Below are 15,819 nucleotides of genomic sequence, written 5' to 3' on the forward strand. Positions count from 1 at the left end.
GCCAGTCTTCGCCACCGGGAAGGGTTCGCCAACGGCTTACGGCTGGGGCGCCTGCGGGGCTTGCGAGTCGCTGATAACGCTCTGTGGAAAAAAACGCCCCAGGTTCTCCATGATCACCTTGCCGAGAATCTGCAGCAGCTCCGGCAACTCGATGTCATCGAACATCAGCGTGGCGTTGGTATCCACCGCGGTCCAATTGCTGCCCTGCTTGCGCTGCACCACGCCGAGACAGGTGTGCACCACCCAGTCGAAGTCATCCTCGGGCAGGCCGGCAATGGCATCGGCCATCGGCCCGGCGTAATCCACGATTGTCTTGGCGCCTTGCTGCTGGGCCTTGACGATGCTGCCCAGGGCCGGCGCGGCGCGGCGGACCAGGTGCAGCTGCTTGAACGTGTCGAGCTTGCGGCTGGAGTACTCGTGGCCGTTGATTTCGAAGTTCATCAGAAGGCGTCCGCGAGGCTGCCCAGCAGCTGGTCGATCTTGATCACGTCGAACACCCACTCCATCGTGCCGCCCTCGTTGGCATAGGTGTTGGTCGGCTGGCGCTTGAACGCGGCGCCACGGCCGACGATGGTGTCGCCGCTGACGGGGTTGGTGATGGTGATGACGTTCTGTCCGTGCAGGCGGGAGCTGATGGTCTGGGCATTGTAGGCCACCGATAGCTTGGCGTTGGCCGGCGAGGTCTTGAGCAGCCGCACGGTGATCTGGCCGGACTTGTCGCCCATCAGGTTGTGCATGCCGTTGCCGTCGGCGCCCATGGTCATGACGTTCTTGTCGTTGGCCATTTCCACGGTGATGCCCTCGGCGGCATTGCCGACACCGGCGCCCAGGTCGATGACGCCGGTGACGCCGGCAAGCGTCGCGTTGACGTCGAGAAACGAGTAGGTCTGAGACATGGCGTGAAGCTCCTTTTATCGGTTCACGTTGATGAGGACATCGGCGCTGTGAACCGCACCGGCGAGCTTGAGGGCAATCTGGATCGGCGGCGCCTTGCGGGCCTCGCGGTCGGCCTGGCTCTGCGTGGCGATCTTCGGCGCGTAGACGTAGAAGCCGGTCGAGAGCGTGTCGCCCTGGCTCAGCGAACCGAAGCCCGCGGCATTCCACACGCCCGGCGCGACCAGGCCATTCGTCACCGACTGGTCGAGCGTGCGGTTGATCGTGGTGACCAGCTGGTTCACGCCGGCATCCGTCTGCGGGATCTTCGGGTTCGTGTAGAGCAGGTTGTAAACCGCCGTCTGCACGGCGTTCTGCAACCAGGCCAGCCCGTGCACCTCGTCGAAGTAGTAGCCATTGGCCACCACGCCCTGCTGCAGGATCGCTGTCGCGTTGTTGTACTTCACGAACACGTTGCCGTGGTTCGCGTTGATGGCGGCGGCCTGCGAGGCGGAAATGTCTTCCGCGACGACGCCCGGCTCCTGCTTGAACTTGAGCGTGATCGTGGTGTTGGAGCCGTCGAAGTTGACGGTGAAGGCGCGCCCGAACGCCGACGCGGCGGCATACGGGTTGCTGGAGCTGTACTGCCAGAAGGTGCGCTGGTATTTCAGCTGCGCGAGGCGGTAGCCCAGCGAGGTTGTTTGCCCGGTCACCAGCTCCTGCGCATCCTGCGACGTGACGCCATACACCCGGGAGGTGCCGACACCTTCGATGAAGGCGGCAACCGCCAGCACATCGTCATCATCGACACCCGCCGCAGCAACCACCAGGCCGTACCAGTCCGACGACTTGTCGGCCAGGTCGGCCACGGCATCGACCAAGGTTTCCGCCGCGACGCCAGCGACCGGCGCCTCCGCCTGTGAGGCCTGCATCTTGAGCAGGCTGGCCACGGCGCCGTCAGCCGCTGCGGTGATCGTGCTGGTGATGCCCGTGGTGGCGCTGACGATCTCGAAACGCGCCGCCGCGGCATTCCAGGTCACCGTGCCCGCGCTGGTCAACGCAGTGGTCAGCGTGCCAGCCACCGCGTTCAGATTGTCGTCGTCGCTGAAGTCGAGCGCGGTGAGGTTCTTTACCGTCCCGTTGATGGACAGGCTGAGCGTACCGGAGGTGATCGCCTGGAATGGGCCGATGGCCTGATCAGCCAGCGTCAGCACGCCGCCCCGAATCGACGCACTGGTCGCGCTCTGGGCCCACTCGCCCAGGTAGGCCAGCGAAGGCTGCGGGCTCTGCGCGAAGAACAGCGCGGCGGCCTTGTACTCCGGCGCGGTCGTGCCGAAGTCGACCGCAATGTCGTCGAGATTCGTGTAGGCGCGAAGCCGTTCGGCGGTCGTGACGATGCCGGACGATCCAAGAATCAGGATCGAGCCGAAGTTGCGCTCTGCCGCCGCCGTCGGCGAGAGGCTCACCGTGACGTTGACGACGCTGCTGACGGAAAGGGTCATGGGTGAATCCTCTAGGGTTGGCCGTCTGTCACGGCGAAGTCGACGGAAGTGCTTCCATCCGAAACGTTGCCGTCAGCGGACTGGAGGTTGCGGATGTTGTAGGTACGTGCGACGGCGCGGCGGAAGGTCAGCAGCAGGTCGTAGCGCCTGATCCACTGCTGATTGGCGAGGTCGGGCGCATTCCTCAGGATGCCGGCGGACACGAACGACACGCCCGCCAGCGCCAGCGTGTCGCGGTTCTGCGCGATCTGCAGGCCGTCGCGCAGGCGCAGACCGTTGGCCTGGCCCTGTGGGCCGTAGAAGCTGGCCATCACCTCGATGTCCTCGTGGCGCAGCAGGTTGTCGATGCCCTCGCCATCCAGCCCGGGCGAATGGCTGATGGCGGCGTTGGCGTCAGGTGTCGTGGTGGTGATCCCGATCGCGCACCAGTTCACGCTGGCCGCGGGGATCGGTGGCGGGTTGGTCTGCCAGCGTGGACGCACGAGGCCGGCCGCAATCCCGGCGATGCCGACGACCATGCCGGTGAAGATGTCCTCCAGCGCGTCATCGGCCACCACGGTGCCGGTCGGCGCCAGATAACCGGCCGTGGTCGAGTCATTGGCCATCGGCGCCACCACTGAGCGGCATCAGGTCGCAATGCGCGCAGATGAAGCCCTCGCCGTATCGGCTGTAGTCGTCGATCGACACCACGGTGTACTGGCGCCCATTCCAGGTCACCGCATCCGCCTCGCGTCCCTCGCCGCCGGAGGTGAGCCGGGTACCCGTGTGCACCAGGATCGACCCGACGACGCGCTGGCCCTCGGCGATCAGGTCGCGGTTGCGCCCCTTGTCGCTGGTGACGACGCCGCAGATCGGCGTGGTGCTTTCGCTCGTCTGCCCGCGGCCATTGCCATCTATCGTCACCGCGCGCACGGTCAGCCTCAGCTCGTCGGCGAAGTCCTCGTCGTCAAGAACATCAGAGACGTCAAGCAGCGGCATCGGTTTGGCCCTTGTGGCGAATCACATACGTGAATGCGTTGCGGTACTGCCCGGTGTCGAGCAATGGCGTCGTGCCGGTACGCCCTCGCTCCAGGCGCCGACGGATCGTCACCTCCGACAATTCCGGCTCGACGCCGTCAGTGATCGTCTGCCGCACATAGTTGACCGCCACCAAGCCGGCCTTGTGCAGGCTGATATGCGCGGAACCGCGCTGCCCCGCCATCTCGTCGGACATGCCATCAGCCATCAGTGCCGTGGCTTGCTTCGTGGCGGCAAGCACGCCGGGAATCAGTGCCGGGCGCGCCGGAATATTGGCCGCCGGCGCGCCAAACTCGTGGATGTAACCCAGATCCGCGTTCGAGATGCCGACCTCGCCCGGCCGCGCCGTGTGGTAGTACGGGATGCCGACCAGCAGGTTCTCGCGCGTTGCCCGCTTGATGGCGGCCAGGACGCTACGCAGTTCGTCTTTCTTGACCTTGATGCCCGTCAGAATTGCCACGGCAGCACCGTCGAGTTACCCATCACGTGCATCGGACCGGCCCCGGCCATCTGGATCAGCCAGTACAACTCCACGCCGTAGGGAGAGCCGTTGAAGTAGGCCGCATCCTTGTACGTGGTGGCGCTGACGTCGTAGGAAACGGAAACCCTGTCCACCGACTTGGCCGACACCACGCCCTTGACGCCGCCGCTCGATCCGCCCGACTTGCCCTGCATCGACAGCGCATGGGCGACCGCGAGCATCGCCACATAGCCCTGCAGGTCGCCCCACGGGTCATCCCCGTAGAGCTTGTCTGCCAGTGAGCCTTGAAACGACACTCTCGCGTCCGGGTAGACGCTCAGGTCTGCGAAGGCCGGAAACGTATCCCGGAACAGCGAGAGGTCGAACATCAGCCCGTGCTCTTGCCGGTGGTGGTCTTGCCCTTGGCCGCTTCCTTGCCCTTCGCCTCGTTCTCGGCCGCTTCCCTCTCGGCAGCGGCGGCCTTCTCGGCCTGTTCCGCCGCCTCGCGCGCCTCGTTCTCGGCCGCTTCGCCGTCATCCGTTGCGCCGACAAGGTGAGCCTGCACGAACCAGTGGCTGGCGACGTCCTTGTCGACGGTCTGCTCGCCGGCCGGGAGTTCCAGCACGGTGCCATCGTCCTTGTTCAGGGTAATGGCGCGCGAAAGGTTGATCTTTGCCATGTCGTTCTCCTCAGATGCCATCCATGTAGGCGATGGTTTCGGTGTAGGGGAACTCGACGGCGCCCAACTTGCCGTAGTAGTCGGTGGTCTGGAAGATGCCCTTGACCTGCAGCATCGTGCGCTGCAGCGGTACCACCGGCAGGCGCACCAGGTCCTCGCGCTTGGTGTAGGCCACCATGCGATTGGTCCCGCTGGCGCCCGCGCCGGTCAGCCACTTCACCGGCAGGATGCGCAGCGGCACGCCGTTCTGCGCGTTGGACAGCGAGTTCTCGGCCAGGTAGTTCAGGATCGAGCGGCTACCCGCGGTGGAGATCAGCTGCGCGTTGATGTACGAGAAGTTCGCCGGCGGCAGGCGAATCTCGGTGGGTACGTATTTGTAGCCCGACGCGGCCCACGCGGCGTTCAGCACCGCATTGACGTCTGCCAGGATCTCGGTCGGCGTCTTGTTCGCCCACAGTGGCGACGAGGCCGCACCGTTGGGCGCATTCGACGTGGACACGTTCGGGTTGTTGAACAGGCCGGAGACGCCGAGTTGCGTGTCGCCGATGTAGGTCTGCTCGTCCAGATCCATGTTCCATTTCAGGTTCATGGCGTTGGCCTTCTGCAAGTCGATCGGCCGACCCACTTTCTGGCTGGCGGCCAGTTCGAACACCGACCACTGCAGCGACATGCCCCATGGGGTCAGTGGCATGAACTGCTTCTGCAGATCGACCGAGACGGTCGGCAGCGCATCGGCCACCGTCGAGATGAAGCTCTTCTTGCTGCCCGACGACGTGCCCGGGTTGGCGCCGTAGTTGATGCGCGCGAAGCTCGACACCTCGTCGGCCAGCGTCACATCCGAGCGGATGTCGATGTCGCGCGACCAGGTGAACTGCACCAGCGGTTCATACAGGCGCTGGTCGAAACGCTCCAGTTCGCCCATCAGGAAGGCGCCAGCCGAGTCGATGGTGGCCGCATCCAGGGTGAGGCCCTGCATCTGCGAGGGGTCGGCCGCGTGGTCCGCGGTGAAGGCCCGGACGGACCGGGGGAGGATCAGCTGCTTCATGGGGTAGGTCTCCGAATCGCGGCCACAAAAAAACCGCCTCAAGGGCGGCCCGGTGGTGACGCTGTGGGTAGGGGTCAGATGTTGTAGGCGATCTCGGCGACACCATCGGCATCGGCGGCGGTCTGGAACGTGGCGCCAGCGATCACCACGGTGTTGGTGCTGTCGGCAACGGCCTCGATACCGCCGACAGGCTTGCCCGTGGCCGGCGTGGCGACACGCATGTACACGACACCCTGCGGCGCGGCGGTACCGGCGTTCACGTGCACCAGCATGTAGCCGCGGCGCATCACGCTGACGGTGCCGCTGGTGGGCGGCGTTGCCCCGCCGAAGTCACCGGGGAAGGCGAAGTCCTGCGACGGGAAGGGGCGCACCAGGAAGCCATACACCACCGAAGCGGCGTCGGAGGCGGCAATGGCGTTGACCTTGCCGGAAACCATCTTCACCGGCACGCCGTAAGCGGTCGGGGCGGCGGCAGAGTTGACCATCTGCGGCTCGTTGGTGTGGACGTGGGGCCGGCTCAGCACGCCAGGGGCGCCGAACGGCAAGCTCTTGAGATAAGCGGTCATGGTGATTCCTCAGTGAGTGCCGTTATGCGGCCTTGGTGTTGTGCACTTTGGCGATGCCCTGCTTCATGCGTTCGATGGGGTTGAGGGGCGGCTTGTAGCCCTCGGGCTTGTTGCCGGTGGTGAGTGCGTTGTTCTGCATCGCGCGCACCGCGGCGGCGGCGTTGAAGATGCCGTCGATGGTCGGCGCATCCATGCCCTCGGTGTCCAGCGTGCGACCGGCGAGGATGATGTCGATGGAGGCCTTGCCGTCACCGGCGTAGGACTTGGCCAGAACGGCACGCTGGCAGCCGCACAGCGCGGCGGCGCAGTCGGCGGTAGCGGTGGCATCGACCGTGGGCATGGTGAAGCCAGGGGCCAGAATCTCGGCTTTGCTGGCGATGTCCTGCGCACGGCTGGCCGGGTACAGCGTCACCAGCTCGGCGTCGGCCGTGGCGGCCTGTTCCTTTGCCTTCTCGGCGGCAGCGGCGGCTTCCGCGTCGGCGGTGGCTTTCGCCTGCAGGCCGGTCTCGATCGCTTCCACGCGCTCGCCCAGCTTGGTGATGATCGCCAGCGTGGCCGCATCCAGCGTCACCGCCTGGGTGTCGCCGGTGGGCTTCGCTGCGGCCGCCAGTTCGGCGTCGCGTTCGGCCTCGGCCTGGGTGATCAGGGCAGCGGCGCCGTCGGCGTCACCGGTGCGGATTTTCTCGGCAATCGCCGCTTTCAGCTTTTCGAGCCAGTTCATGGTCAGTTCCTCATCTCCGATGGCACAGCGCGGTCCGCATCGCCCTTTCGGGACCACGGCCACATGGTTGACAACAATGTTGGTCTGCCGGCCTCTGCCGGGCGCGTCCTGGGTGTAACTCGCCTCGTACCCGATCGAGACCTCTTCGGCCTGGCCCGACGTGATGGCGTCGATGGTGGGTCGGTCAAAGATGGTGAGGTCGGCCAGAATGACGTCGTCATCCGAGCCGGTACCGCGGCGCGCGTTGCTCATGTGCCCGCGCATCACGGTGGCGTAGTTGTCGGCGGTGACCTTCAGGCCGGGCGGATGCTTGAACGTGACCGGCTTGCCTTCGCAGCTGGACAGCGTGATCTCGCTAAAGAGGTCGTCAGCCGTGCGAGTCACGCGGATGAAGCCGTCGTCGCCGGTCTGCAGCGGCACCTCGCCACGCCCGTACAGCAACTCACCGATGCTGGCCACCGGCACGTCGTGGCAGATCAGGAAGCCTTCGGGCGTCAGCGAGCGGCGCGGGCCGAGCTTGTGGGTTGTGTAGGCTCGCGCCATGTCAGGACTCCGGGTAATAAAAAGCCCGCACTGGGCGGGCTTCGGGTGAATGTGTTGTGGCCGGTGCTGGGCGCTTGACTCGAGCTATACGCGGCAACGCCAGGGCGCAGGCAGTTCGCACCACCCTATAACGCCATGAAGCTGATCTTCGGAAAACGAGGCCTCGCGCCACACCTCGCCGTAAAGCGCCCCAACAACCCATCCGCCCTCATGCAACACGAGGATCGGCATGCCCTGATCCGGAGCCTTTTCGCCAACTTCGTAGAATGTCAGGTCGATGCTTTTCATGCGTGCATGCTACTTCTAGCGCTGGAGGATGTCTCAATTCACTCCAGGGATTCGTGGCTTCGCCCAGCAGCGGCATCGATAGATGCAGCCCGCGTGCGCCCTCGCTCCATTGCGTGTGTCGGCGATGGGCGGGTCATCCCAGCGGATGATTTTTCCACTCAATCGCCTGTGATCAGGGCGCACGTCCGTGTCGCCCGCCGTGATCCAGTCGTACTCAACAGAGCCAACGAACATGGAGCGCGCCTGCACAAGCCCGGTCTGCGCCCGGCTCACCTCAGTGACGGCAATCAGGTTGGCCCGCGATTTCGTGACCTCACCGGTGCGCATGATCTCGGCCGCGACGTCCTTCGCCCGCGTGCCACCCACCACCGCCTCCATCGCCAGTTTCTGCACCCGCTCCGCCGCGTCCGTGGGCAGGCTGCGGATCAGTGCCACTTGCCGCGCCTGAATGTCCCGGAAGGCTTCACCGGTTGGCGCGTGCAGGATCTCGTCCATCAGGCCGCGTCCGATTTCCTCGCTGCGGCTCATCCATTCCTGCCGGTCCAGCCGGTCCACGTCCAGGATCATGCGATCGGCGACGGATCCGGCCCAGCTTGTCAGCGTGCTGGCGTAGCGTTGAAGCGTCTCGACGATGCGCGGCGTCACCTCGGCGGGGTCGGTGTCCTCGCCGAACTGGCCGCGCACCAGGTCATCAATCTGCCGCGCCACCTTTCGCAACTGGACGGCGTACCACCGCTCAGCGCTGCGTGCCCTTGGTTCCTTCCAGACCTGGTTCGTCCTCCGGTCCAGCGTTAGGAATGGTCGGAGGGTCATTCTCGGCGTCCTCGATGTCTTCTTGCGTGATCGTGCTGCCGTAGCCGGTGATTTCCGACGCCTTCTGCAGCTCCTTCAGCGCCGTTGGGCGCATCAGGATGCCGCCAGACGACAGGCTGCCGATGGCCGTGGCCACCTTGCCGAAGATCTCCGCGCCCTCGGCCTCGCTCAGCGGGTCGAGCGGGTTGAAGTCGAAGCCGAAACCATCTTCCGGCGGGCGGCCCAGCTCCGAGCGGTGGAGGATGTCCAGCAGCACGGCCAGCGGCGTGCGGAACTTGCGCTCCTGGTTCTGCCGGATCATGGAGTAATGCATTTCCATGTCGGTGTCGCCGGTGGAATTGAGGCCGCCCGGCGACTGGCTGAACAGGCGCACCATGGGAATATCCGTCACCGCCGCGAATTGCTGCGAAAACTGATTCATCAGGTCGTCCAGACCGGCGAACGTGTAAGTATTCGTTTCGAAATCGTCGTCACCATCCAGCACCGTCAGACCTTCGATCGTCTGCGCCACGCGCATGAACTCGACCTGGTTGTACAGGCCGCGCTTGAGCTGGTCCGGGCCGGCCAGAATCTCGCGCAGCTGCTTGATTTTCAGCGTGCGCAGATGCGCCTTGTGGATCAGCTGCGCCGCGCCGGTGGTCGCTGAGTCGAAGGCGATCAGGCGGTCGAACCACTGCTCGATGTAGCTCTGTCCCCAGCCCATCTCGGTGTAGGCCTGCCGGAAGGGAAGCTCGGCGCCGACGAAGCGCGCCAGACGCGTGTAGTGGATGCGTCGGCCCTGCAGCGGCGAGCCGTCCAGGATCACGTCGTAATAGAGCGGCTTTCCCAGCTCCGGGCCGAACTCGGTCACCACCTCCGTCAATGCCGGGGTGAGCTGCCAGCGGTCCATCGTGTAGACGCCCTTGAACTGGCCCGGCCGGATCGAATCCAGGCGCAGCGGCTGGCTCATATCCTGCCCGTCGATCAGGTAGACCGTGACCGCGCCACCGTACAGCCGTGCCCAGCGGACGCCGTCACCCAGCGCGTCCCACAGACCCATGCGGTTCATGGCCTCGGTCAGCTTGCGATGGTCGTCTGGGTCCGCGTCGGAACTGAGCTCGATACCCTCGCGCGTCATGTCGTCCGGGATGATGTCGATCGCCTTGCGCAGAATGCCGGACGTTCGGTACATCCATTCGAGCTGGCGGTAGTTGCGGGTTCGGAACGTGAAGTCGTAGGTCGCTCCGCCCTGCAGGTTGGACGCGTTGGCGCCCATCTTCGCCGCGAAGTTGGCGAAGCTGTCGCCGGTCGGCGTGGCCTGCACCTCTCCCGCCGGCGCGGATTTGTTGGCGCTGCGGCGGTTGCGTCGGCTCATTGAATCGTGTCCGGTGAGTCAGGCGGCCAATGCTGCCCAAACGTCCAACGCCCGATGACCGGGCTGGAACAGGATCATCACCGTGTCTGCATGATTGGGTGACCGGCTGCCTTCCGGCGCCTTGTCGATCACAATCTTGCCGACCGCGTTGATGGTGTACGTCGGCTGCGACAGCTCCGACACCAGCTTCACTCGCTCCGGCAAATCACCGGGGATGACGATCAGATCATCCATGCTGTAATCCATGCCCTCGACCACGGCACGGTAGGTTTTCTGAAACCGTGTACGCAGAGACCACCACGCCTGCGCCTTGGCGTTGGCGAAGAAGTCCTTGTTCTTCCGCTCCTTCACCATCTCGCCCTCGGGGTCGTAGACGGCACCAGAGCCGCGGAACGGGCTTACTCGAATCACTGAGCTGCCCTTGTTCACCCGCTGCTCGTTGATGACGCGAGAGTCACCACGGACGCCAGCGCCGAGACCATCAGCGTCGTACATGAAGGCCGCCACGCCACGGTCGTCACTGATTCGAAATGCGCGTTGCACGGTGCCGAAGATGTCGTCACCTTTGCCTGACCACGATTCCAGATGTTCGATCCGAACGCCCCGCGAAACGCCGAAGGCATTGAGGTCAACACCTTCATCAGCAACGTCCAACGCGCCGCCGAGCGCGCCGGTGATCTCGATGCCAAGCTTCTTGTCCGCATCTATCGCCGCCTGCACCCATGCCGAAGGAATCAGCACGCCTTCAACCGACGCCGAATAATCGATGTCGATTTCCTGGGCCACCGTCACCGGGTCAAGGCGCTCAACCTGCTTGTCGTACCACGCTTGATCCTTTCGCGGATCGTCGCGCCAGTGAAACGTGAATACCTTGACCTTGCCGCCGTGGCGCCGCTCCGCAAACGAGTTGGCGCGCCCGTTTGGCGTACTGATGTCCTGCCGGCAGTTCGTCGTCTGGGAGAGCGAGGCGTCCACCAGTTGCGGGCGAGCAAGGAACGCCGATTCGTCAACGATGTAGAAGCTGGCGCGACCACCGCGGCCAATGCCGTCACCCGCCTCGCCGCTCAAGATCGAGCCGGATTCCGGAAACTGCAGCTTCATGTAGCTGGCGTGCAACTTGCGATCCCAGCCGCCGCGAAACTCCGCCGGGAGATTCTGCAGGAAGATGCGGCCTTTCTCGAACAGTGAATCGGGATCACCGATTACATCGACGTACTCTTCTTTCCGCGAACCGCAGCCAACGGATATTTGCGGCTGGAACAAGCAGACCGTGCACGACATCGACATCGTGAGCCAGGACATACCCATGTCGCGGGTCTTTTCGGTGATGCCATCCTCTTGGGCCTTCCACCGCTCCATGAACCATGCCACCCACTCCTCTTGGCGGGGGAATAGCAGGAACGGCACCAGCGTCGGCAGACCACGTTCTGCATTTCGCGGATCGAACGTCACGCCCCAGTCGATGATGAACTGCGCCGGGTTGTCCCTGTAGAACGCCTTCATGCCGGGAATGACGCCCGGGTTCTTGCGGATCCGCTGCAGCCGCTCCACGCGCCATTCGAAAGCGGCCAGATAGTCGGGGCGCTTGAAATCGAACGCGAAGGGAATCGGCATTATTTCTCGCCCGACATCACCTGCTGGTAGATGCGCGCGGCCTCGATGGGGTCGGTGGTGGTGGTGCTGATGGACTGGATCGGACCGCCGCCCGGGCCGGTGTGCTCGGTCTGGTTCTTCTGCTTCCAGTTTTCCTTGTCCCGGTTGCAGAGATAGAAGATCGCCGCCGCGGTGTCCGGCGGGTAGTGCTTGACCGTCTGAACGCGCGTCACCTTCCCGTTGCTGCAGAACACTTCCTCCGCCGGATGGCTGTAGCCAACCGCGCGCAGGTAGAGCGAGCGCTTCACCCGTTCGTTGGCCGGCGCCTTGCCCACCTTCAGTGCCTTGGCGAAGGCGGGGTGATCGAGCTTCCAGCGGTAGATCGTTCGGTCGCTCACGCCGAAGAACAGGGCGATCTCGACGTCCGTGGCGCCGAGCGTGGCGGCAAGCTTCTTCGCCTGCGCCACGTACTCGGGTTTGAAAGCGGTTGGCCTGGCCATGATTACGTACTCACCCGAAGCGACGCCTCGCGCGTCAGATGCACGCCGGCCGTGCTGACGATCGAGACGCTGATGATGTAGTGCTTGCCGGGCGCGCCATTGCCCAGCGTGAACTGCACGGCGCATGCCGTGCGCGCACCGTTGACGACCGTACCGGCGCCCACGTCGATGCTTTCGGGATTCAGATGCACGCCTTCCACGCTCGCGATGGTCTCGCCCAGGCCCAGCACGTTCGAGAAATCCGCGACGAATGGCACGTTCTCGTCCAGCGGATTCATGGGCGAAAGACCGGTGAACATCAGGCGTCTCCGGTCAGGCGGCGAAGCGCGCCGCGCGTTGGTCTGGGGCGATGGTGGCGGTGCGCTGCTCAGCTGCGAACAACGCCGTGCGGTTGGGTTCGGTGATCAGGATGCCGCTGCGTGGCGTGAGCGAGCCGGCGACGAAAGCTGCCGATGCACCCGATACCGTGACATCACGCGACACCGCCATCTCGCCACACGCGGCCGCGATGCGCGCTCCACCCAGGGTTGGCAAGACGGCGCTCAACGCATCGCCGTGCAGCGCGGTGATGGCTACGCCGGTCAGGCCCACGCTGACGTTGTGCCCCGCCACGGCCGTCAATGTGCCGGTGTTGGTGGTGGACCGCTGCCCGGTGGTTGCTGTCGAATGTGCGGGCGCCAGCGTGCCGCGATCCGCCGTTGCCGACAGGCCGGCAAGCGCCACGGAAACGCTGTGGTCGGCTACGGCCGTCGGCGCACCCAGGGCATACGTCGCATCCTGCCCAGTGACCGCCGCGGTGTGCTGCGCGGCCACCGTGCCCATCTGCACCGACATCGATGCACCCGACAGGGCCACGCGCACCTCCGGCACGGCGCTGACCGCACCGGCTGATGCGGTGGCCGCCTGCCCGTCGAGGTGCGTCGACGCGGATGCCGCAACACTGCCCGACAGTACTGCCGTGGAGCGGCCAGCAAGCCCGGCAGCGAAGCCCGGCAGCACGTCACCGTGCGCCGTGGCAACGCTCGCGCCGGCCAGTGCGACACTGGTTCCGCCTGATACCGCCGTTACCGATCCCAGGCTCGCGGCGATGCTTTGACCGAGAATGGCTTTCGACGCCGCCGCCTTGACCGCGCCGGCGTGATCCGTCGCCCTGTTGCCCGTGAGCGCCCGCGAACGCGCCGCAGCGAACGTACCGCGCGCTGTGGTCACTGACCGACCGGTAAGCGCCACGGTCACGTCGGATGACGCAACGCTGATCGCGCCACGGGCAACCGTGACCGACTGACCAGTAAGACCGACTGCCACGTTGGCACTGGGCTTCACCGTCGCGATGAAGGCAAAGCCGCCCGCCATACCCTGAGAGGGGCTTGGCGTGAAGCTGGTTGAGGCCGGCGTGCCTGTTTCGGCATGCGTCGCGATGGCGGTGTGCAATGCGCTGGATGATGTGCTCTGGGTCTCTACCGAGTAGCCAGCACCAGCAGTAACCGTGGCGGGGTCGGTGTCGTAATCGTATCCAACGAAAGCCACGGACAGGTCGCCCGCAACAGCGGTTGCCGATCCCGTGGGCCAAGGCCCCGCGCTCAGCGTGACCGTGCCATTACTGGCGCGCACGACACCTGATGTCGCGGCATCCATGATCTCGACAATCGACACGCTGCCAAGCGTTGGATCGCCGCCCTGCGTGAAGGTGTGGCCGGAACCGCCTGCCGCGTTGTCGCACACCCAGACCTTTGCGGCGTAGGCGCCGCCGTAAGTGAGGCTTCGCACCTCGCTAAACGTGTTGCCCTTGTTGTCCGTCAACGTGAGCGATGACGCCGATGGGATGGCGCCGATCTGGACCGCCAGCAGTGCGCTCCCCGTTTCCTGCGTGGTGATCGGCGCACTGGTTGGCGTGGTGCTGGACACTGAGGCGCCGACGGCTATGGCTGGCGTCACGGCATACGCAGGGTCGACGAACATCCCGACGGCCTGAGCCGCCAGCACGTCGCCCGCATCCTTCATGTGCAGGCCATCAGGCTGGTAGTGCACCCCGCCATCTTCCCAGACGTTCGGCATACTGCTCGCAAGTTCCAGCGCGGGTATTTCCTTACCGACGAGCATGGCTTTCGCCTGCGCGTAGAAATACCCGTACGTTTCGCCCGCCGAATTGATGATCGTGTCGGGTGATGCTTGGTTGTAGACCATGCAAGCCGTGATCGATGCGACTGGCAATGTCGCCAAGGTCACGTCAATCAGTGCGGCGTACTGAGTCAGCACCTGGTCGACGGTCAGCGACGGATCGTTGTTCAGGCCGGTGTTCAGCACCACCAGATGCGGGTCAACCAACTGCAAGTTGCGGATGTACTTTGCATTCTGCGGCGCGGACGGTGTTGCTGCGTCGTAGAAGTCCGGAACCGCTGCGCCAAAGTGGCAGGCGTCATACAGCACGATGCCCTTGTCCCGGCCGCCGTCGTACACGGTCAGCCCCAGAAAGTGGACCGTGCCCGCTACTCGCTTGATCGCCACCGTGTGCGACCCGGACGCGCCGAGATGCACCTGCGTGGTGTCCGCGTAGGCGTTCTGCCCCGTGGTGGTGATCGTCGTGCCGTAGGCGCCGCCGTCGATCGACACCGCGAACGAGCCGCCGGCGCAGGTCCACACGTCGACATCGGTGCCGGTGACGGTGTACGTGAGCACCGCGCTCGTGCCCATGTCGGCGCTGCGCATGCCCAGCCCGAACGTGTTGGTCGGTGTGCCGGTGTCGCCGCCGATCCCGGCGTTGTAGTTGGTGACCGTGCCCGAGCTGCTCGTGGCCCAGGCTGGCGCCCATGGCGTGATCGTGTTCGGGATCGCGAAATGCGCCGGCAGGTATTCGCAGCGACCGTAGCCGGCGACCGGATGCGTGCGCACCAGGCCATCCAGTATCAGATCGAGTGCCCGCTTGCGGAGCGTGGTGGCGCCGGTACCTTCGAAGATCGAGTCGCCCACCCACAGCACGCGCGCCTGCGCCGTCGCAACAGTACCGAGCGCAGTGTGCCAGGCGGACAAGTCAGCCATGGGTGATCAGGCGATCTGCAGTAGCGCGGTGGCGGCGGCGTTCGCCGGCATGGTAAGGGTGAAATTTGACGCCGTGACGGTCTGCGAGCCGAAGTTGAACACGGCCACCGCCTTGTTGCTCTGCGTCGAGTTGTAGAGCAGCACCGCATCGAAGGCCGAGGCCGTCATGGTGGTCCAGGCGAACGAGGCGGACGGCGTCCAATACGCGGTGGTGCCCGAACTGGTGGGCGCGGTCGCATTCGTCACGGTCACGCCGCCAGCGGTGTAGCCGGTGCCGCTGACCTCGCTGGTGGTCGAGTAGGTCGTGGTGGACGCACCCAGGCTGCCCGAGGCCAGATACAGCGCGGCCTTGAACGTGTCCGCCGTGGTCGCGGCGCGCACGACCGACGTGCCGAAGGCGTGGATGCCATTGAACTGGTCCACCTTGAAGCTGGTGCAGACAGCGGCGGTATTGGCCATCAGAAAGATCCTTGATCGGGTTGCACGGGAATGCCCTGCTTCACGTAGACGTGAGCGGACTGCTTGACCACTTCGCCGTCGAGCGTGTAGGTCTCGCTGAATTTCAGGTACTCGGTGGTTTCTTCCCACGCGTGGCTGTACTGCAGCGCGGCGACCGGCAGGTTTCCCTTGGTCGTCCAGATCAGCGGTTCATCGGTCATGGGGTTCTCAGGGGTGGGGCGGAAGCCGATCACGCGGGCGCGGCGTCGTGACGCGGTAGCGTTCCTGCGTCTTTCGATCCATGCGGATCTCCACCACCAGCCACACGATCAGGCCCACCATCGCGGCCAGGGCGACGATGATGGCGACGAGTGGCACGGTGGTGGCCCGA

Annotated in this window: 21 protein-coding genes; all 21 read right to left on the reverse strand. The window is 65.0% G+C overall.

All coding sequences use genetic code 11. From position 1 onward, the window contains the following. Positions 1-36: 36 nt before the first annotated feature. A complete protein-coding gene (locus tag UU9_RS12345; RefSeq protein ID WP_007082088.1) occupies positions 37-441 on the reverse strand; it encodes a phage tail assembly chaperone in 405 nt (134 codons plus the stop codon). Further along, positions 441-896: a phage structural protein gene (locus tag UU9_RS12350; protein WP_007082089.1), complete on the reverse strand. Its 456-nt coding sequence runs from the start codon at positions 894-896 to the stop codon at positions 441-443. The genes UU9_RS12345 and UU9_RS12350 overlap by 1 nt, the downstream gene beginning before the upstream one ends. Positions 897-911: 15 nt before the next feature. After that, a complete protein-coding gene (locus UU9_RS12355; RefSeq protein ID WP_007082090.1) occupies positions 912-2,375 on the reverse strand; it encodes a DUF3383 domain-containing protein in 1,464 nt (487 codons plus the stop codon). 11 nt (positions 2,376-2,386) lie between these two features. Further along, positions 2,387-2,980, reverse strand: coding sequence for a phage neck terminator protein (locus UU9_RS12360; protein WP_040670966.1), 594 nt, complete (start codon positions 2,978-2,980; stop codon positions 2,387-2,389). Beyond that, a complete protein-coding gene (locus tag UU9_RS12365) occupies positions 2,970-3,353 on the reverse strand; it encodes a hypothetical protein (protein WP_007082092.1) in 384 nt (127 codons plus the stop codon). Before UU9_RS12365 ends, UU9_RS12360 begins: the two co-directional genes overlap by 11 nt. Then, positions 3,340-3,852 carry a hypothetical protein gene (locus tag UU9_RS12370; protein ID WP_007082093.1) on the reverse strand — a complete coding sequence of 171 codons (513 nt, stop codon included), beginning with the start codon at positions 3,850-3,852 and terminating at the stop codon, positions 3,340-3,342. Before UU9_RS12370 ends, UU9_RS12365 begins: the two co-directional genes overlap by 14 nt. Beyond that, positions 3,840-4,241, reverse strand: coding sequence for a DUF4054 domain-containing protein (locus tag UU9_RS12375; protein ID WP_007082094.1), 402 nt, complete (start codon positions 4,239-4,241; stop codon positions 3,840-3,842). The genes UU9_RS12370 and UU9_RS12375 overlap by 13 nt, the downstream gene beginning before the upstream one ends. After that, positions 4,241-4,531 (reverse strand): STY1053 family phage-associated protein, encoded by a 291-nt coding sequence (locus UU9_RS12380; RefSeq protein ID WP_007082095.1) that lies wholly within the window; start codon positions 4,529-4,531, stop codon positions 4,241-4,243. Before UU9_RS12380 ends, UU9_RS12375 begins: the two co-directional genes overlap by 1 nt. A 10-nt stretch (positions 4,532-4,541) precedes the next feature. Next, on the reverse strand, positions 4,542-5,576 hold the full coding sequence (locus UU9_RS12385; protein WP_007082096.1) for a DUF2184 domain-containing protein: 1,035 nt from the start codon (positions 5,574-5,576) through the stop codon (positions 4,542-4,544). Positions 5,577-5,650: 74 nt separating this feature from the next. Then, on the reverse strand, positions 5,651-6,142 hold the full coding sequence (locus tag UU9_RS12390) for a structural cement protein Gp24 (RefSeq protein WP_007082097.1): 492 nt from the start codon (positions 6,140-6,142) through the stop codon (positions 5,651-5,653). A 22-nt stretch (positions 6,143-6,164) separates the two neighbouring features. Further along, the gene (locus UU9_RS12395) at positions 6,165-7,406 is read right to left on the reverse strand and encodes a DUF2213 domain-containing protein (protein ID WP_007082098.1); all 1,242 of its coding nucleotides are present in this window, start codon (positions 7,404-7,406) and stop codon (positions 6,165-6,167) included. An 84-nt stretch (positions 7,407-7,490) separates the two neighbouring features. Further along, the gene (locus UU9_RS12400; protein ID WP_007082099.1) at positions 7,491-7,694 is read right to left on the reverse strand and encodes a hypothetical protein; all 204 of its coding nucleotides are present in this window, start codon (positions 7,692-7,694) and stop codon (positions 7,491-7,493) included. Between the two features lie 33 nt (positions 7,695-7,727). Then, on the reverse strand, positions 7,728-8,402 hold the full coding sequence (locus UU9_RS12405; protein ID WP_007082100.1) for a phage head morphogenesis protein: 675 nt from the start codon (positions 8,400-8,402) through the stop codon (positions 7,728-7,730). Positions 8,403-8,430: 28 nt separating this feature from the next. Then, positions 8,431-9,861 (reverse strand): DUF1073 domain-containing protein, encoded by a 1,431-nt coding sequence (locus UU9_RS12410; RefSeq protein ID WP_007082101.1) that lies wholly within the window; start codon positions 9,859-9,861, stop codon positions 8,431-8,433. Positions 9,862-9,879: 18 nt separating this feature from the next. Continuing rightward, positions 9,880-11,475 carry a hypothetical protein gene (locus tag UU9_RS12415; RefSeq protein WP_007082102.1) on the reverse strand — a complete coding sequence of 532 codons (1,596 nt, stop codon included), beginning with the start codon at positions 11,473-11,475 and terminating at the stop codon, positions 9,880-9,882. After that, a complete protein-coding gene (locus UU9_RS12420; RefSeq protein WP_007082103.1) occupies positions 11,475-11,954 on the reverse strand; it encodes a helix-turn-helix domain-containing protein in 480 nt (159 codons plus the stop codon). Before UU9_RS12420 ends, UU9_RS12415 begins: the two co-directional genes overlap by 1 nt. 2 nt (positions 11,955-11,956) lie before the next feature. Beyond that, positions 11,957-12,253 (reverse strand): phage fiber-tail adaptor protein, encoded by a 297-nt coding sequence (locus UU9_RS12425; protein ID WP_007082104.1) that lies wholly within the window; start codon positions 12,251-12,253, stop codon positions 11,957-11,959. A 13-nt stretch (positions 12,254-12,266) separates the two neighbouring features. Then, entirely contained in the window at positions 12,267-14,990 is a 2,724-nt protein-coding gene (locus UU9_RS12430) for a hypothetical protein (RefSeq protein WP_007082105.1), read from the reverse strand. Between the two features lie 6 nt (positions 14,991-14,996). After that, on the reverse strand, positions 14,997-15,449 hold the full coding sequence (locus UU9_RS12435; RefSeq protein ID WP_007082106.1) for a hypothetical protein: 453 nt from the start codon (positions 15,447-15,449) through the stop codon (positions 14,997-14,999). Further along, on the reverse strand, positions 15,449-15,649 hold the full coding sequence (locus UU9_RS12440) for a hypothetical protein (RefSeq protein ID WP_007082107.1): 201 nt from the start codon (positions 15,647-15,649) through the stop codon (positions 15,449-15,451). The genes UU9_RS12435 and UU9_RS12440 overlap by 1 nt, the downstream gene beginning before the upstream one ends. 7 nt (positions 15,650-15,656) lie before the next feature. Continuing rightward, positions 15,657-15,806 (reverse strand): hypothetical protein, encoded by a 150-nt coding sequence (locus tag UU9_RS17970; protein ID WP_156804277.1) that lies wholly within the window; start codon positions 15,804-15,806, stop codon positions 15,657-15,659. Positions 15,807-15,819 lie beyond the last annotated feature (13 nt).

The sequence above is a fragment of the Rhodanobacter fulvus Jip2 genome (assembly GCF_000264315.1).
Classification (GTDB): Bacteria; Pseudomonadota; Gammaproteobacteria; order Xanthomonadales; family Rhodanobacteraceae; genus Rhodanobacter; species Rhodanobacter fulvus.

Excerpts from the sequence above, each read along its gene's own strand:
- UU9_RS12345 (WP_007082088.1), bottom strand. The coding sequence starts at position 441 with ATGAACTTCGAAATCAACGGCCACGAGTACTCCAGCCGCAAGCTCGAC.
- UU9_RS12350 (WP_007082089.1), bottom strand. The coding sequence starts at position 896 with ATGTCTCAGACCTACTCGTTTCTCGACGTCAACGCGACGCTTGCCGGC.
- UU9_RS12355 (WP_007082090.1), bottom strand. The coding sequence starts at position 2,375 with ATGACCCTTTCCGTCAGCAGCGTCGTCAACGTCACGGTGAGCCTCTCG.
- UU9_RS12360 (WP_040670966.1), bottom strand. The coding sequence starts at position 2,980 with ATGGCCAATGACTCGACCACGGCCGGTTATCTGGCGCCGACCGGCACC.
- UU9_RS12365 (WP_007082092.1), bottom strand. The coding sequence starts at position 3,353 with ATGCCGCTGCTTGACGTCTCTGATGTTCTTGACGACGAGGACTTCGCC.
- UU9_RS12375 (WP_007082094.1), bottom strand. The coding sequence starts at position 4,241 with ATGTTCGACCTCTCGCTGTTCCGGGATACGTTTCCGGCCTTCGCAGAC.
- UU9_RS12380 (WP_007082095.1), bottom strand. The coding sequence starts at position 4,531 with ATGGCAAAGATCAACCTTTCGCGCGCCATTACCCTGAACAAGGACGAT.
- UU9_RS12385 (WP_007082096.1), bottom strand. The coding sequence starts at position 5,576 with ATGAAGCAGCTGATCCTCCCCCGGTCCGTCCGGGCCTTCACCGCGGAC.
- UU9_RS12390 (WP_007082097.1), bottom strand. The coding sequence starts at position 6,142 with ATGACCGCTTATCTCAAGAGCTTGCCGTTCGGCGCCCCTGGCGTGCTG.
- UU9_RS12395 (WP_007082098.1), bottom strand. The coding sequence starts at position 7,406 with ATGGCGCGAGCCTACACAACCCACAAGCTCGGCCCGCGCCGCTCGCTG.
- UU9_RS12400 (WP_007082099.1), bottom strand. The coding sequence starts at position 7,694 with ATGAAAAGCATCGACCTGACATTCTACGAAGTTGGCGAAAAGGCTCCG.
- UU9_RS12410 (WP_007082101.1), bottom strand. The coding sequence starts at position 9,861 with ATGAGCCGACGCAACCGCCGCAGCGCCAACAAATCCGCGCCGGCGGGA.
- UU9_RS12415 (WP_007082102.1), bottom strand. The coding sequence starts at position 11,475 with ATGCCGATTCCCTTCGCGTTCGATTTCAAGCGCCCCGACTATCTGGCC.
- UU9_RS12420 (WP_007082103.1), bottom strand. The coding sequence starts at position 11,954 with ATGGCCAGGCCAACCGCTTTCAAACCCGAGTACGTGGCGCAGGCGAAG.
- UU9_RS12425 (WP_007082104.1), bottom strand. The coding sequence starts at position 12,253 with ATGTTCACCGGTCTTTCGCCCATGAATCCGCTGGACGAGAACGTGCCA.
- UU9_RS12430 (WP_007082105.1), bottom strand. The coding sequence starts at position 14,990 with ATGGCTGACTTGTCCGCCTGGCACACTGCGCTCGGTACTGTTGCGACG.
- UU9_RS12435 (WP_007082106.1), bottom strand. The coding sequence starts at position 15,449 with ATGGCCAATACCGCCGCTGTCTGCACCAGCTTCAAGGTGGACCAGTTC.
- UU9_RS12440 (WP_007082107.1), bottom strand. The coding sequence starts at position 15,649 with ATGACCGATGAACCGCTGATCTGGACGACCAAGGGAAACCTGCCGGTC.